General features: G+C 64.9%; 12 protein-coding genes. 10 read left to right on the forward strand and 2 right to left on the reverse strand.

The annotated features are described in order from the left end of the window. Positions 1-24 precede the first annotated feature (24 nt). The 4 genes from Y88_RS08340 (at position 25) to Y88_RS08355 (ending at position 4,563) form a co-directional block, all read left to right on the forward strand. Positions 25-1,488, forward strand: coding sequence for a DEAD/DEAH box helicase (locus tag Y88_RS08340; RefSeq protein ID WP_008068309.1), 1,464 nt, complete (start codon positions 25-27; stop codon positions 1,486-1,488). Between the two features lie 128 nt (positions 1,489-1,616). Next, entirely contained in the window at positions 1,617-2,339 is a 723-nt protein-coding gene (locus Y88_RS08345) for a sterol desaturase family protein (protein WP_008068310.1), read from the forward strand. A gap of 75 nt (positions 2,340-2,414) precedes the next feature. Beyond that, on the forward strand, positions 2,415-3,683 hold the full coding sequence (locus Y88_RS08350) for an MFS transporter (RefSeq protein ID WP_008068311.1): 1,269 nt from the start codon (positions 2,415-2,417) through the stop codon (positions 3,681-3,683). Continuing rightward, positions 3,676-4,563 (forward strand): HpcH/HpaI aldolase/citrate lyase family protein, encoded by an 888-nt coding sequence (locus tag Y88_RS08355; protein WP_018075882.1) that lies wholly within the window; start codon positions 3,676-3,678, stop codon positions 4,561-4,563. The genes Y88_RS08350 and Y88_RS08355 overlap by 8 nt, the downstream gene beginning before the upstream one ends. Positions 4,564-4,613: 50 nt before the next feature. Here Y88_RS08355 and Y88_RS08360 read toward each other — a convergent pair whose 3' ends face one another. Then, on the reverse strand, positions 4,614-5,972 hold the full coding sequence (locus Y88_RS08360; RefSeq protein WP_008068315.1) for an NCS2 family permease: 1,359 nt from the start codon (positions 5,970-5,972) through the stop codon (positions 4,614-4,616). A 114-nt stretch (positions 5,973-6,086) separates the two neighbouring features. Further along, complete coding sequence (locus Y88_RS08365; protein WP_008068317.1) at positions 6,087-8,561, reverse strand: TonB-dependent receptor; 2,475 nt, start codon at positions 8,559-8,561, stop codon at positions 6,087-6,089. A gap of 396 nt (positions 8,562-8,957) precedes the next feature. Between Y88_RS08365 and Y88_RS08370 the strand changes: the two genes are divergently transcribed. From Y88_RS08370 to Y88_RS08395, 6 genes are all read left to right on the forward strand, one after another. Further along, entirely contained in the window at positions 8,958-9,818 is an 861-nt protein-coding gene (locus Y88_RS08370; RefSeq protein ID WP_008068318.1) for an aromatic ring-hydroxylating oxygenase subunit alpha, read from the forward strand. Next, positions 9,815-10,414: a Rieske (2Fe-2S) protein gene (locus Y88_RS08375; protein ID WP_008068320.1), complete on the forward strand. Its 600-nt coding sequence runs from the start codon at positions 9,815-9,817 to the stop codon at positions 10,412-10,414. The genes Y88_RS08370 and Y88_RS08375 overlap by 4 nt, the downstream gene beginning before the upstream one ends. After that, the gene (locus tag Y88_RS08380; RefSeq protein WP_008068321.1) at positions 10,411-11,031 is read left to right on the forward strand and encodes a glutathione S-transferase family protein; all 621 of its coding nucleotides are present in this window, start codon (positions 10,411-10,413) and stop codon (positions 11,029-11,031) included. Before Y88_RS08375 ends, Y88_RS08380 begins: the two co-directional genes overlap by 4 nt. A gap of 86 nt (positions 11,032-11,117) precedes the next feature. Then, the gene (locus Y88_RS08385; protein WP_008068322.1) at positions 11,118-12,590 is read left to right on the forward strand and encodes a PAS domain-containing protein; all 1,473 of its coding nucleotides are present in this window, start codon (positions 11,118-11,120) and stop codon (positions 12,588-12,590) included. Between the two features lie 20 nt (positions 12,591-12,610). Beyond that, positions 12,611-13,675 (forward strand): alpha/beta hydrolase, encoded by a 1,065-nt coding sequence (locus Y88_RS08390; protein ID WP_008068323.1) that lies wholly within the window; start codon positions 12,611-12,613, stop codon positions 13,673-13,675. A 7-nt stretch (positions 13,676-13,682) separates the two neighbouring features. Next, positions 13,683-15,041, forward strand: a complete 1,359-nt coding sequence (locus Y88_RS08395) for a M48 family metalloprotease (protein WP_008068325.1) — start codon at positions 13,683-13,685, stop codon at positions 15,039-15,041. Positions 15,042-15,051 lie beyond the last annotated feature (10 nt).

A 15,051-nucleotide genomic window follows, 5' to 3' on the forward strand; every position in this document is an offset into this window, starting at 1 on the left:
TTTTTGCGAAGGTATCACTCCTCGATGTCCTATTTCACCGAACTCGGTCTGGCCGAGCCCATTTTGCGTGCGCTGGCCACCAAAGGCTACAACGACCCGACCCCGATCCAGCGCCAGTCGATTCCCGCCCTGCTCGAAGGGCGCGACCTGCTCGGCATCGCCCAGACCGGGACCGGCAAGACGGCCGCTTTCGCGCTGCCCTCGCTGCACCGCCTTGCCGCCGATCCCAAGCCGAAGAAGCCCGCTTCGTGCCGCATGCTGGTGCTTTCGCCCACGCGTGAACTTGCCGCGCAGATCGCCGAAAACATGCGCGGCTATGCCCGCAATCTCAACCTCCAGGTCGATTGCGTGTTCGGCGGCGTGCCGATCGGCAAGCAGGCCAAGCGCCTTGTCCCGGGCACCGACATTCTGGTCGCCACTCCCGGCCGCCTGCTCGACCTCATCGACAGCCGCGCGCTGACGCTCGGTCGCGTCGAAATCTTCGTGCTCGACGAAGCCGACCAGATGATGGACCTCGGCTTCATCCACTCGCTCAAGCGCGTGGCCGCACTGCTGCCCGCCAAGCGCCAGAGCCTGTTCTTCTCCGCAACGATGCCCAAGTCGATCGAGGACCTCGGCCGCCAGTTCATCCACAACCCGGTCCGCGTCGAAGTCGCTCCGCAGTCGACCACGGCCGAGCGCGTCGAACAGTATGTCACCTTCCTCAACCAGATGGAAAAGCAGGCCCTGCTGACGCTGCGCATCCGCGCGATGCTGGCGGACAAGAGCCTCGATCGCGGCATCGTCTTCACCCGTACCAAGCACGGCGCCGACCGCGTCGCGCGTCATCTGGGCGTCGCAGGCATCGAAGCCCGCGCCATCCACGGCAACAAGACGCAGGCCCAGCGCACCGCGGCTCTTGAAGCGTTCCGTCAGGGATCGTGCCCGATTCTGGTCGCGACCGACATCGCCGCGCGCGGGATCGACGTCTCGGGCGTCAGCCATGTGTTCAATTTCGAACTGCCCAACGTGCCTGAACAGTATGTGCACCGCATCGGTCGCACCGCGCGCGCCGGGGCTGACGGCGTCGCGATCAGCTTCTGCGCGCCCGATGAAAAGCCCTATCTGCGCGACATCGAACGCCTGACCGGCGTGAAGCCGACGCCGATGCCGCTGCCCGACGACTTCCTGGCCGAAGCAGCTCGCCTGCCCACGCCTCCGCGTCGCCCGGCGCAGGAAAACGAAGGTGGTGCGCGCCACGACGGACGCCGCAACGGTCCCGGCCGCGGCGACCGTCCGCAAGGCGATCGCGCCCGTTCCGACCGTTCACAGGGTGATCGGCAGCGCCCCCGTCGCGACGAACGCGGCCCGGCGGCCGATCCGCAGCGCAAGCCGCGCACCGAACACGCCAACGGCCCCGATGGCGAAGCCCGGCCCAAGCGCCGTTTCCGTCCCCGTGACGCACCGGGCGTCGGCCAGCACCGTGGCCGGGTCCGTCAGGCAAGCTGAGGCCTGACGCACAACCACCGAACGAAACGAGGGGCGGGTAACACCGCCCCTCGTTTCGTGTCCGGACGCGGCGCCATGCATAGCGCCCCCTCTGTGCAGCCCGCGCCCACCTTGGCATAAGCACGCGGATGGAAGCCGTCGCCCTTTCCGCCCTCCTGTCCGCACTGGCCATGACGGTGATCGTCGCCTTGCGCTATCTGGCGGTCAGCGGCGTGTTCGCATGGGCGACCCGGCGCGTGCGGCCGGGGCACTATGCCGGCCTGGGGCAACAGATCCGCAAGGAGATCGGGTGGAGCCTTGCCTCGTGCCTGATCTATGGCCTGCCTGCCGGAGTCATCGCCTGGGGCTGGCAAAATCGCGGATGGACGCGGATCTACAGCAATCCGGGGGACTGGCCCATGTGGTGGATGCCGGTCTCGCTGATCCTCACGCTCGCGCTGCACGACACCTGGTTCTATTGGGCGCACCGCTGGATGCATCGTCCTGCCGTCTTTCGCCGCATTCATGCCGTGCACCATGCCAGCCGCCCGCCGACGGCCTGGGCCGCGATGAGCTTTCATCCGGTCGAAGCGGCCATCGTCGGCCTGTTCATCCCCGCACTCGTCTTTGTCCTGCCCATTCAGGCGGGCGTTCTGGCGACGGTCCTTGTCATCATGACGATCATGGGCGTCACCAATCACATGGGCTGGGAACTGTTCCCCCGCGCGCTCGTCCATTCGCGGATCGGAACGGTGTTAATCACCGCCAGCCATCATCACCGCCACCACGAACAGTATCGTTGCAATTACGGCCTCTATTTCCGCGTGTGGGACCATCTGTGCGGAACCGACCGAGGTCTATCGGCACCATAACGCCTGCGAGCCATAACGCCTTGGGATACGTCTGCGGGGTAGCATCGGCACACGGATTGAGGCACGGGACGATCCGTGAGCAATGAACCTTCCCTCTCCGGCGCGCGCAGCAGCGGCGGTGCATTGGCCCCCTTCGGCTATCCCGCATTTCGCGCGATCTGGAGCGCGAATCTCTTTTCCAACATCGGTTCGGTCATGCAGGCGGTCGCCGCCGGATGGCTGATGACAGAATTGACCGACCGCCACCTGCTGGTCGCGCTGGTTCAGGCCTCGAGCACGATCCCGATCCTGTTGCTCGGGATTCTGGCCGGGGCGATCGCCGACAATTTCGACCGCCGACTGGTCATGCTCTGGGCGCAGAGCCTGATGCTGGTGGTTTCAGCGGTGCTGTCAGTGCTCGGCTATCTCGGCGCAATCACGCCTTGGTCGCTGCTTGTCCTCACACTCATGGTCGGGATGGGAACCGCGCTCAACGGCCCGGCGTGGCAAGCCTCGGTGCGCACGCAAGTCGATCGCGGCGATCTGCCGCAGGCCATTTCGCTCAACGCGATCGCGTTCAATCTCGCGCGCAGCCTCGGCCCCGCACTCGGCGGGATCGTCATCTCGATCTGGAGCGTGAACATGGCTTTCGCGCTCAACGCGGTCAGTTATCTGTCGATGATCGTGGTGCTGTCACGCTGGCGTCCGGTGGTGCCGGTGCCCACGCGCGAGCCGATCGGTCCGGCGATCATGGCGGGTGTCGCGTTCTGCATGGAATCCGGGCCGATCCTGCGCGTGCTCTTGCGCGGGCTGGTGTTCGGCTTCGGCGCGGCGGGGTTTCAGGCACTGATGCCGGTGGCAGTGCGACAATTGCTGCACGGGAACCAGATCGACTACGGCCTCGTGCTCGGCGCTTTCGGGCTGGGCTCGGTAATCAGCGCCATCTGGGTCAGCGCCATTCGCCGCCGCTTCGGAGCCGAAGCAGTGGTGAGCGCGGGCACAGCGGCCTATGCCCTTGCCATGCTGCTGCTGTCGCTGTCCCACGGGCTCACGCCTGCGCTGGCGGCCGGGTTCATCGCCGGGTCGGGCTGGGTCTCGACGATGACCAGCCTCAATGTCGCGATGCAATTGCGCTCGCCCGAGGGGATTCTCGCCCGCTGTCTCTCGATCTATCAGTCGATCGTCTTTGGCGGCTTTTCGCTGGGCGCATGGGCGTTCGGCATTTTGGCCGATCATGGCGGGCTGGTGCTGTCGATGCGTATGTCCGCGCTGTGGCTTGCCCTGACGCTTGTCTTGCGGTTCCTCGCGCCTATGCCCGCGCGCGAGGAAGGTCGAATCGAACCAGAGGAGAGCACCCATGCCTGACCAGACTGTTGCCGCCCCGCTTCGCTCGGTGCTCTACATGCCCGCCTCCAATGCCCGGGCCATGGCCAAGGCGCGCACGCTCGATTGCGATGCGGTCGTGCTCGATCTCGAAGATGCGGTCGCCCCGGACGCCAAGGACGCCGCGCGCGCCGCGCTGGTCGCCGAGACGAAAGCGGGCGGGTTCGGTCATCGCCACCTGATCGGGCGGATCAACGGCTGGGGCAGCCCGTGGGGCGCCGACGACCTCGCCGCGCTGGCCGATGCGCCGATCGCGGCGCTGCTCGTTCCCAAAGTGGAGCGCGAAACCGACATCACCGCCCTGTCGCTGGCGATGGATGCGGCCGGATATGCGCCCGAAGTCGAATTGTGGGCGATGATCGAAACCCCGCGCGCCATGCTGGCGATCGAGCGGATCGCGGCCATGGCCGAAACGACCCGCCTGGCAGGGTTCGTGCTGGGTCTCAACGATCTCGCCAAGGATACCGGCATGGTGCAGGCGCCGGGTCGAGCCGTGTTCATGCCCGTGCTGGTTCAGGCGGTTCTGGCCGCGCGCGCCAATGGCCTTGTCCTGCTCGACGGGGTCTGCAACGCGATCGACGATCCTGTGCGGATGGAGGACGAATGCGTGCAGGCGCGCGATCTCGGCTTCGACGGCAAGACGCTCATCCATCCCGCGCAAGTCGAGACCACCAACCGCGTCTTCGCCCCGTCCGAAGCCGACCTTGCGCAAGCCCACGCGATTGTCGCCGCCTTTGCCGACCCCGCCAATGCGGGCAAAGGCGCGCTCAAGGTCGACGGCAAGATGGCCGAATTGCTCCACCGCGACATGGCCGCCCGCCTCATCGCCAAGGCGGAAGCAATCTCTGCCCGCGCAGGATAAGGGCCCGCGCAGGATAAGCGACGGCGGAAGCGATCGCTTCCGCCGCTTGCTCACACCCCGGCGATATAGGCGAAGCGGAATACGAACAGGACTGCCAGGACATAGAGCAGCCAGTTCTCGCGCCCGAATTCGCGCCGGAATGCTTTCATCAGCGCATGGCTGGTGATGCCGAAGGCAAGGCCGTTGGCGATCGAGAACGTCAGCGGGATCATGACCAGCGCGAGGAAGGCCGAAATCGCCTCGTCGCTCTTGTTCCAGTCGATTTCCGTAAGCGGCGCCATCATCAACGCGCCCACCACGATCAGCGCGGGCGCGGTCGCGGCCAGCGGAACCAGTTGCGCATAAGGCGCGAACGGCAAGGCGACGAGGAACAGGAGACCTGTCACCACCGCCGTCAGCCCGCTGCGCCCGCCGACTTCGACGCCGGTCGCACTTTCGACATAGCTGGTGACGGTCGTCGTGCCGAGCAGCGCGCCGATCATCGAGGAAATCGAATCGGCATAGAGCATACGATCAAGGCCGGGGATCGTGCCGTCACGCCGAACCAGCCCCGCCTTGCGCGTGACCGCAACCAGCGTGCCGATATTCTCGAACAGATCGACGAACAGGAACACGAACACGACTTCGAGCACGCCCCAACCGTGGCCGAACAGGCGCCATGCCCATGCCGGATCGAGCGCGAGAATGGTCGAACCCATGTCGGCCCAGCCCTGATGCGTGGGGGCAACCGGGGCCATGCCGGTCGCGATACCGATGACGGTCGTCACCAGGATCGAGATGAGAATGGCGCCGCGCACACCCAGCAGAGTGAGCCCGATGATGACCGCAAGACCGATCAGGCTGAGCACCGGGCCGCCCGCCGTCATCTTGCCCAGGGCAACGATGGTGTCGGGATTGGCAACGACGATCCCGGCGTTCTTCAACCCGATCAGGGCGATGAACATGCCGATCCCGGCCGCGACCGCCGCCAGCAGGTGATGCGGGATGACCGACATCACCATCTGCCGCACCCCGAGCCGGGTCAGCAAGAGGAAAAAGAGGCCCGACAGGAACACGCAGACCAGACCGACCTGCCAGGGCAAGTGCATCTGCTGAACCACGGTGAAGCTGAAATAGGCGTTGAGCCCCATGCCCGGCGCCATCGCGACCGGTGCATCGGCAAGGAACCCCATCAATAGGCACGCGAACAGCGAGCCGATGCAGGTTGCCGTCGCGACGCCCGCAACCGGCATTCCCGCCATCCCGAGGATCGCGGGATTGACCACCACGACATAGGCCATGGTGAAAAAGGTGGTGAAGCCCGCAAGCACTTCGGTGCGCACGTTGCTGCCGCGTTCACGGAAACGGAAACGGCGATCAAGCCAGCCGGTGGGCGCGGATTCGATAGCGGAAGAGGCAGCGGTCGACATGGGGCGGGACCATAGGTTGAAGCGGGGACAAGGCCAACGGCAAGCCGCCGCAAGGCCCCAAAAAGAAAGGACCGGAAACGCTTTCCCCGCGCTCCCGGTCCTTCGTCGGTCAGGTCAGAACCGGTATTCGGCCGACACGATCAGGCGACGCGGCGGGGTATATTGCCGCGTGACTTCGCCGCCGAACTGGTTGGTGAACTGTCCCAGCACGGCTCCCGAATTGGTGATGTTCTTGATCACCGCCGAGAACGTCAGGCGCGGATCGCGCGGCTTGAAGCGGAACGAGAGGTTCCACAGCGTGTAGCCGGGCGTGCGATAGACGTGGACGCCGTCGATCACCACGTCGCCATAGGCGGCATTGACGTAGCTGTGACGATATTCACCCTGGAACGCAGTGGTCAGCGAGCTGCCGCGCCCGAGGTCGAGAACATGGCTGAGCGTGCCCATGGCCGTGACCGAAGGCAGGTTCGGCGCCGGATTGCCGTAGACGTCATAATAGGCCGACGACCGGGCCGCAACGTCCTGTGCTGCGCAAGCCGAGCTCGCGAAGACGCAGGTATCGCCATAGGGATATTGGGCGAAGGTCTGCTTGTCGATGTTGTAGCCGCGGATGTTGTCGAGCAGCAGGTAGTGCTCGGTCATCTTGCTGCCTTCGACCGTGACGTTGCCGTCAAAGCGGAAGCCCTTGGGCAGCACCGCATTCATTTCCGCCTCGATGCCGTAGACATGGAGCTTGGGAATGTTGGCGACCCCGCCCTGATAGGCGATCGCGTCTTCGCCTTCGAACTGCAGGTTCTTGTAGAAATAATAGAACCCGGCGACGTTCAGGCGCAGCTTGCCGTCGAGCTGGGTGGTCTTGACCCCCAGTTCCCAGGCCTTGATCGTTTCGGGATCGTAAGTGTAGCCTAGGCGGATCGGTGCAGCAGAGATGTTGCCGCCGCCCGGCTTGAACCCGGTCGACCAGCTGCCGTAGACCAGCGTGTGCGGTGCGGCGTCGAATTCCACGCCGACCTTGCCGGTCCAGGCATTGTTCGACTTCGACACGTCGACCGGCGTCGAGCAGGCATAGTCGCAGATGCTGGTGCTGTTGCGGTCCTGCGTATAGCGGATCCCGCCGGTCAGGCGCAGCGTATGCGTCAGATGCATCGTCGCCTGTCCATAGAGCGACCAGGATTCGCGCGTCAGGTACGAGATCGAATAGAAATAGGGATAGAAGAACCCGTTCGGGCTGTCGAAGCCGAGCGAGTTCGCATCGGTGACCGTCGGGAACAGCTGATTGACGAGCGAGGACGGATCCCCGGTCGTCGGATAGGCATGGACCGCATACTGGTCATAGCCGACGTGATAGTCCGACGAGAGATAGAAGCCGCCCACGATCCAGTCGACGAACTGACCACCAGGCGAAGCGAGGTCGACTTCCCCGGTCTTGGCCGTCGAACGGTGATAGAAATACTGGAGATCGTGAACGTCGGTATAGCCGTAGGTTCCGCCCGGATAGCCGTACGTCGAAACCGCCGTCGCAAGGTCGAGACCGTCTTCGTTGACCGAACCGTTCTGGCGCACCATCTGCCAGCTGCCCAGCGCCTTCAGCTTGGCCCAGCCGAAGTCGTAATTGAGCGTGCCGGTGAAGACGGTGTTGTCGTACTTCATGATCCCCGGCCAATCCGACGTCTGCTGCCACGGATTGGGATTGGGATCGAAGATGTTCTTGCCTTCGGTCTCGTGATTGCGCGCATGGGCATATTCGGCGCGCAGGACGAGCGAGAACTTGTCGGTCGGCTCGTAAAGCAGCGTGATACGGCCATGCAGGCTGTTTTCATCCGACAGCCCGTAATGGCCGTTGGTGCCCGGCACCTGCGTCGCATTGGCATAGCCGTCGTGGTGGGTGCCCTGCCCGGCGATGCGCACGGCGACGGTATCGCCGATCGGCACGTTCACCGCGCCTTCGAACTGGGCAAGCGCGTACATGCCGGTGTCGAAATGGACAAAGCCGGTGGTCTGCCCAAGCTTGGGCTGTGCGGTGACCAGATTGACCGTCCCGCCGGTCGAATTCTGGCCATAGACGGTGCCCTGCGGCCCGCGCACCACTTCGACGTGATCGACGTCGAGGAAATTGGTGTTCAAGGCCACCGGATTGGCGATGTAGACGCCATCGACGTGGTACGAGATCGACGGCTGCGCGCTGTCGTTCTGCGGCACGTTGAAGCCGATGCCGCGAATCGCGAGATTGCGCTCGAACCCTTCCGAGGTCGAAATCACCAGCCCCGGCACGAGCCCGTTGAGATCGACCGCGTCGACCACCGCATTCTGCTTGAGCAGGTCGGACGACAGCGCGGTGACCGCAAGCGGCGTCCGCTGAACGCTGGTTTCACGCTTTTGCGCGGTCACGACGATGTCGGTGATCGGCGCAGCAGCCCCCGATGCTGCCTCCCCATCCCCGTCCGGTGCGGCAGCGGTCTGTGCCAAAGCAGGCGCCGCAACCGTTGCCAGAGCCAGAGCCGAAACCAGCCCCAGCCTGCGACGCAGAGTATAATGTCCCCCAGCCGGCAGACACAGGTCTGCACGGCTCCGATACTTCGAAGTCCTCATGTTTTCTCCCTGACTCAACCGGTCACACCCCGAACGGGCGGCTGTGCGCAACAACCACCCGCGGTCCCTCCGGGGCCCACCCTGTCCACTTTCCGGCGCGGGCGAACTCTATCGTCGGCCACTGCTCCGGGCCAACGCCATTTTTCGCGTGCGCAAAACCAAAAAAGCGAACGGGTGGCCGGCCCGATAGCCGCGTTGCGCTTTTGCGAACACCCCCAAAACGGTCTCGGGTTGATCTCCGACGTTGATCCCCGAAGTTGATCCCTGACAAGGACACCCGCCCCAATCACCGCAACGCAGCGAACGAAAAACGACGCTGGACATGCGAGCCGGACAGCTTAGGCGAACCGGTCGCGACAACGATTTCGACAAACAAACGGGACGCACATAGATAGCATGAGCACGATCGATCCGATCCTGTGGAACGACTGGCACCCGGTCGCGGAAACCTGCACCCTCCTGTCCGGGCCTCCGGTCGAGACGGTGCTTCTGGGCGTGCCGCTCGTCATTGCTGCCGATGCGGACGGCGCCTTTCACGCACGCCGCACCGATGATGTGCCGTTGCATCAGGATGAACGCTATGGCCTCGTCTGGGTCTGCCTCGGCACGCCCGAGCGCCCGGTCCTTGCCATTCCCGAAGCGGACGAGCCCGACCGCCCCGCCGTCACCGTGGGATCGATTCGCGTCCAGACCGCAGGCCCCCGCGTGATCGAGAACTTCCTCGATCTTGGCCATCTCGGCTATGTCCACGCCCGCTATCTGGGCGATGACCCGCACACGCAAGTCCTGCCCTACAAGGTCGATGCCCTGCCCGAAGGCGGGATCATCGCCACCGGATGCAAGATGTTCCAGCCGCAGGCATCCCCGGCCGCGACCGAAGGGTTCATGGTCGACTATGTCTACAAGGTCGAACGCCCGCTCGCGACCTGCCTCTACAAGGCCAATCCGGTTCACCGCGACCGCTTCGACGTCATCTTCCTGTTCGCCCAGCCGGTGAGCGAAGAAGAATCGATTGCCCACCCGCTGCTGCTGTGCCTGCCCGACGGTACCACTGCCGCCGACTTGCGCACGTTCCAGCAGCTGATCTTCATGCAGGACAAGCCCATTCTCGAAAATCAGGTGCCCAAGCGCCTTCCGCTCGCCGATGGCGCCGAATTGCCCATCGCCGCCGACAAGTCCTCGGTCGCCTATCGCCGCTGGCTTTCGAAAATCGGCATGACCTATGGCGTCATTCCGGCACAGGCACGGGCGGCATGACCATGGTTCCGGGAAACTGGTACGCGGTTGCGGCCGAACACGACGTTCCTGCCGGGCATATCTATCGCACGGCCCTTGGCGGCAACGACCAGGCAATCAGGGAACTGGCGATCTGGCGCGCGAGCGACGGCGCCGTGCAAGTCTGGGAAGATCGCTGCCCCCATCGCGGCGTGCGCTTTTCGCTGGGCGAAGTGGTGGGCGACGAATTGCGCTGCCAATACCACGCCTGGCGCTTTGCCAAGGGTGGCGCGTGCACGTTCATCCCGGCACAGCCCGACATGAAAGTGCCCGGCTCGATCCACGCAAAGGCGTGGCCCGTCGCCGTGTCGGCCGGTCTGATCTGGACCGGTGTCGATCCGGTGGGTGAGCCCCCGGTGCTAGGTGAAGGCGCCGCGATCCGTGCCGTGCCGGTGGCGCGTCCTCTGGCCGAGGTCGAAACCGCGCTGGCGCAAGCGGACCTACCCGGTCTTGCGCTGACCCTGCAGCCGCTCGGCGACACAGAAACCATTGTGCGCGGGCTGGTCGCGAATGGCGATTGCGCCGCTGCCGACCGCGCGCTCGCCGCCTTGCGCCGCCAGCTGGAGTGCGTGGCATGATCCTTTATGATGCGCATCATGTCGCCCCGGCCTATGCCGTGCGCCTGCTCGCCGGTTTTCTCGGGCTGCCCCTCGAACTGCAAGGGATGGACGTCTATCCCGGCCATGACGATCGCAGTGACGAATTCCTCGCGCTCAACCCGCTCGGCACGCTGCCGGTGCTGGTCGATGGCGACACGGTCTTCACCGACTGGCAGGAAATCCTCGCCCATCTCGCGCTTGCCCATGGGCCGGACTGGTATCCGGCAACCGATCCCGCGCTTGTCGGCTGGCTCGGCATCGCGCGCGATCTTGCCGCCAGCGCGGGCGCCGCGCGACTGATGCAAACCTTCTGCGTCCCCGGCGACCTTGCCGAGGCAAAGGCACAGGCCGAGCGCCTGCTCGACGAAGTCGAACGGCGGATGTGGTTTGCCGAACGCGCCGGACACGGCTGGCTGCTGGCCGGGACGCACCCGACGATCGCCGACATCGCCGCCTTCGTCTCGATCGCCCCATGCGAGGACGGCGGGCTCAGCCTGCGCGACCGTCCGGCCTTGCGCCGCTGGTGCGACCGCGTGCGGTTCCATCCCGGCTTCGTGCCGATGAGCGGCGTGTTCCCGCCCATGGCCAACACCTGAGAGCCTGATACCAACCTGCGGTGAGACAAGCTCACCGCAGGTCGGCATTAGACAATTTTTCACCATGTTGCGCGAAAACCCGTTCGATGCGGCAGGCTGCGCCGATCTTGCTCGGCCTGTCCGCCTCGGAAGGGTGCGTTTGCCATATGGATTTCCTGCGCGGTTCGAATCTGGATCCCGAAGATGTCTGGTCGGACGACGATCATGATGAAGTGATCGATTCGCCCCCGCCCATCATCGGCCAGGACGAACGCCGGATGCAGGTCCGCGCCTACAATTTCTGGGCGAGCCTGCTTGGAAACCGGCGTTTTCCCTCGCCAGATTCCCTCACCGAATACGGCAGGCCCGACTTTTCACCCAACTCGGTGCTGCTGCGTTTCGATGAAGGCATCGATGATCCCCAAGTGGTCTTTCTGGGCGAGGCACTGGCTGCCGAATGCGGCGAAGATCACACGATCCACCGGCTGTCGGATGTGCCCGGGCGCTCGGTCCTGTCACGAATCACCGATCATTATCTTCAGATCATCGCCAACGAGGCGCCGATCGGGTTCGAGGCCGAATTCGTCAATCAGCACGGGCTGACCATTCTCTATCGCGGCATTCTGCTGCCCTTTTCCAGCACCGACGAAACGATCGATCACATTTACGGCGTCATCAACTGGAAGGAACTCGCCGACCAGCACACGACCGACGCCCTGATGGTCGAACTGGGTCAGGCGCTGGAAGAGCAGGCCAGTGTGCGACGCCCGGCCGTCCCTGCGCATGACCGCCTCACACTGGGAAGCTGGGCCGACGGCCCGGCCGCATCGGTCACGCCGCTGTCCCCCACGGCCTTTGCAGAAGAAGATTCCGGCGACGGTCACGACGACATTCCGCTCGACCTTGCTCCTTACGTCGAAAATCGGGTCGAGGATGATTTCGGCACGTTTCCTCCGCCCGCATTCGAACCGGTCGAAGAGCGCGAACCGCGTTCCTTGAGCGAATGGCTCGAAACCGCGCGCGCATCGGCCCAGCGCGCCCGCGCCACCGAGGACCGCACCCGACAGGCGCTCTATGCCGCGATCGAACGGACCTGGGACTTTGCGCTCGCGGCCCGGGCGGCGCCGGACGACTATGCGCGCCTGATCGCCGAAGCGGGTCTGGTCGCGCAGGACCGCGCGCCGCTCATTCCACTGATGAAGCTGGTTTTCGGCACCGACTACGACAAGACGCGATTGACCGAATATGCAACCGTGCTTGCCCATGCCGAACGCATCGGCCTCGGACGCGGCGAACTGGCCGCATTCCTGACGACGGCACCGGGCGGTCTCAAAGGAGTGATCGCGATCGAGCGGTCCTTGCGCCGGGGCGGAGCTGCCGTCGGCGCGGCGCGACGCCGGGAAATGACGGCGGTCCTGCGCGCCTTGCCGTCGCAGCCCCTCGCCAGCCTCGCGCAGAACGGCGCCGAATTCGCGCTGGTCATGGTCCGTCGCATGCCCGACGGGGATGTGCGGATCGTCGGCGAAATCGCGGATGACGAATTCCTGCTGACCCGCGCGGCCAGACACTTCACCGACTGACCGACAATCTCCCGTCCGCCATGGCCAACAATCGTCCTTCGCGCTCGCGGCGCGAGATGTTAGCCATGGTGACGATGCCCCTGCTCCCCCTGCCCTCATCCACGCGCGCGCCCGGCACGATCGGTGCAGGTGGGTGGATCGGCCTTGGCCTCTTTCTGGTCGGCGGGCTCGGCCTTGCCGGGATCCGCACCGCCATGAGCCGCAATCCCGTCGCCCTGCTCGACGGAGTCGATCGCATGCTTGCCGTCGGCGGCGCGGTGCGGGCCGTCGCGTCCCACGCCTATGGCCCCGACCCGGCGCAGAAATTGCGGATGTTCGTGCCCACGGCGTCTGATCTCGATCCGGCAAAGACAGGTCGCGCGCTGCCGATCGTCATGTTCATCCATGGCGGCGGCTGGATGGACGGCGATCCGCACGATTACAGCTTCATCGCCCGCACGCTGGCCCCGCTCGGCTATGCGGTGGTTCTCGCCGGGTATCGCCTGCATCCCCACGGGATCTATCCCGCCATGCTCGAGGACGGGGCCGAGGCGATGCGGTGGATCGCCCGGGAAGCCCCGGCACTCGGAGGCGATGCGGCAAAAATTGTGCTCATGGGTCATTCGGCCGGGGCCTATAACGCGGTCATGCTCGCGCTCGACCGGTCGTGGCTGGCCCAGGCCGGGCTTTCCCACGACATCCTGCGCGGGGCGATCGGGCTTGCCGGTCCCTATGACTTCCTCCCGCTCGACGATCCGGTGACGATCGCGACGTTCGGGCATGCGGACGATCCGGCCGCGACCCAGCCCTTGTCCCATGTCCACGGCAACGCCCCACCCGTTCTCCTGCTTCACGGAGAGCGGGACGAACGCGTCGCCCCGCGCCACAGCCTCGCGCTTGCGCGCACGCTGGCCGGCGTTGGCGCCCGCACCGAAACCCACGTCATCGAAGGCATCGGGCACGAAGGCCTCATCATGCGCTTTGCCCGCCCGTTCCTGCACGACCGGCGCGCGCTCGACCGGGTGGCCGGCTTCCTCGCTCGCGTGACGGCATCCGATGTCGCCGATGCGCGCTCTTCAGCCATGGTTCAGACAGTCGGAGCATAACAGGCAAGTGCTGAAAAAACTGGGTCTCCTTGCCTGTGCCGCGCTGTCCCTCGTTGCCGCGGGTGAGGACGCGCAGGCGCAGGAAGTCCTGCGCGACGCTGAAACCGAAGCCCTTTTCCGCGACCTTTCGACACCGATCGTCGCGGCCTCAGGCCTCGATCCGCACAATGTCGATGTCATCCTGCTCAACGACGGGTCGATCAACGCCTTCGTCGCGGGGGGGCAGGCGATCTACGTCAATTCCGGTCTGATCGGGGCGGCCGACCATGCCGAAGAAGTGCAAGGCGTCCTTGCCCACGAACTAGGCCACATCGTCGGCGGCCACGTCATCCGCAACGACGAAGGCGCACGTCCGGCAACCGGCATCACCCTGCTTTCACTGTTGCTCGGCGCAGCAGCGGCAGCAGGCGGCGCGGGCGAAGCAGGTCTGGGCATCTTCCTTGCCGGACAACAGGCCGCGCTGGGCGAATATCTCGCTTTCAGCCGCGCCCAGGAAGCGACCGCCGACGCCGCGAGCGTCAAGTTCCTGTCCAAGGCGGGGATTTCCGGACGCGGATCGGTCAACTTCTTCAAGAAATTGCAAAGCTACGAATTTCGCTACGGCTTCAAGCGCGACGCCGAGAGCGAATTCTACAGCACTCACCCGATGACGTCGGACCGTCTGGCAACCTTGCAGGATTCCCTTCAGCAGGACCCGGCATGGAACAAGCCGGAAGACCCCGATCTCCAGCGCCGGTTCCTGCGTGTGAAAGCCAAGCTCTACGGCTATCTCGCCGAACCGCAGAACACGCTGACCGCCTACCCCGAATACATGACGGACATTCCCGCGCACTATGCCCGTGCCTATGCCTATCACAAGCAGGCTTTCATGGACAAAGCGCTGGCCGAGACCGACGCCATCCTCGCACAGGAACCCGACGACCCATACGCGCTCGAACTCAAGGGACAGGTCCTGCTTGAATCCGGCCGTCCACAGGAAGCGATCCCGCCTCTGCGCCGCGCGGTCCAGTTGACCCAGAACCAGCCGCTGATCGCGACGACTTTCGGTCATGCCCTGCTCGCGACCGAGGACAAGGCCAATTTCGTCGAGGCCGAACGCGTGCTCAAGGCCGCCGTGGCCAAGGATCACGACAATCCCTTTGCCTGGTACCAGCTCGGCGTCGTCTACGAAGCAGAAGGCGACACGGCCCGTGCACGCCTCGCCAGTGCCGAGCAGGAACAGATGCAGCTCCAGTTCCCCGAAGCCATGCGCAATGCCGAAGCGGCAGAAGCGGCTCTCCCCAAAGGATCACCCGATTGGCTCAGGGCACAGGACATCGCCTTTTCCTCGCGCGCGATGATTGAGCGGACGAAGAAGAGGAAGTAGACGCAAGGTC

The sequence above is a fragment of the Novosphingobium nitrogenifigens DSM 19370 genome (assembly GCF_000192575.1).
Classification (GTDB): Bacteria; Pseudomonadota; Alphaproteobacteria; order Sphingomonadales; family Sphingomonadaceae; genus Novosphingobium; species Novosphingobium nitrogenifigens.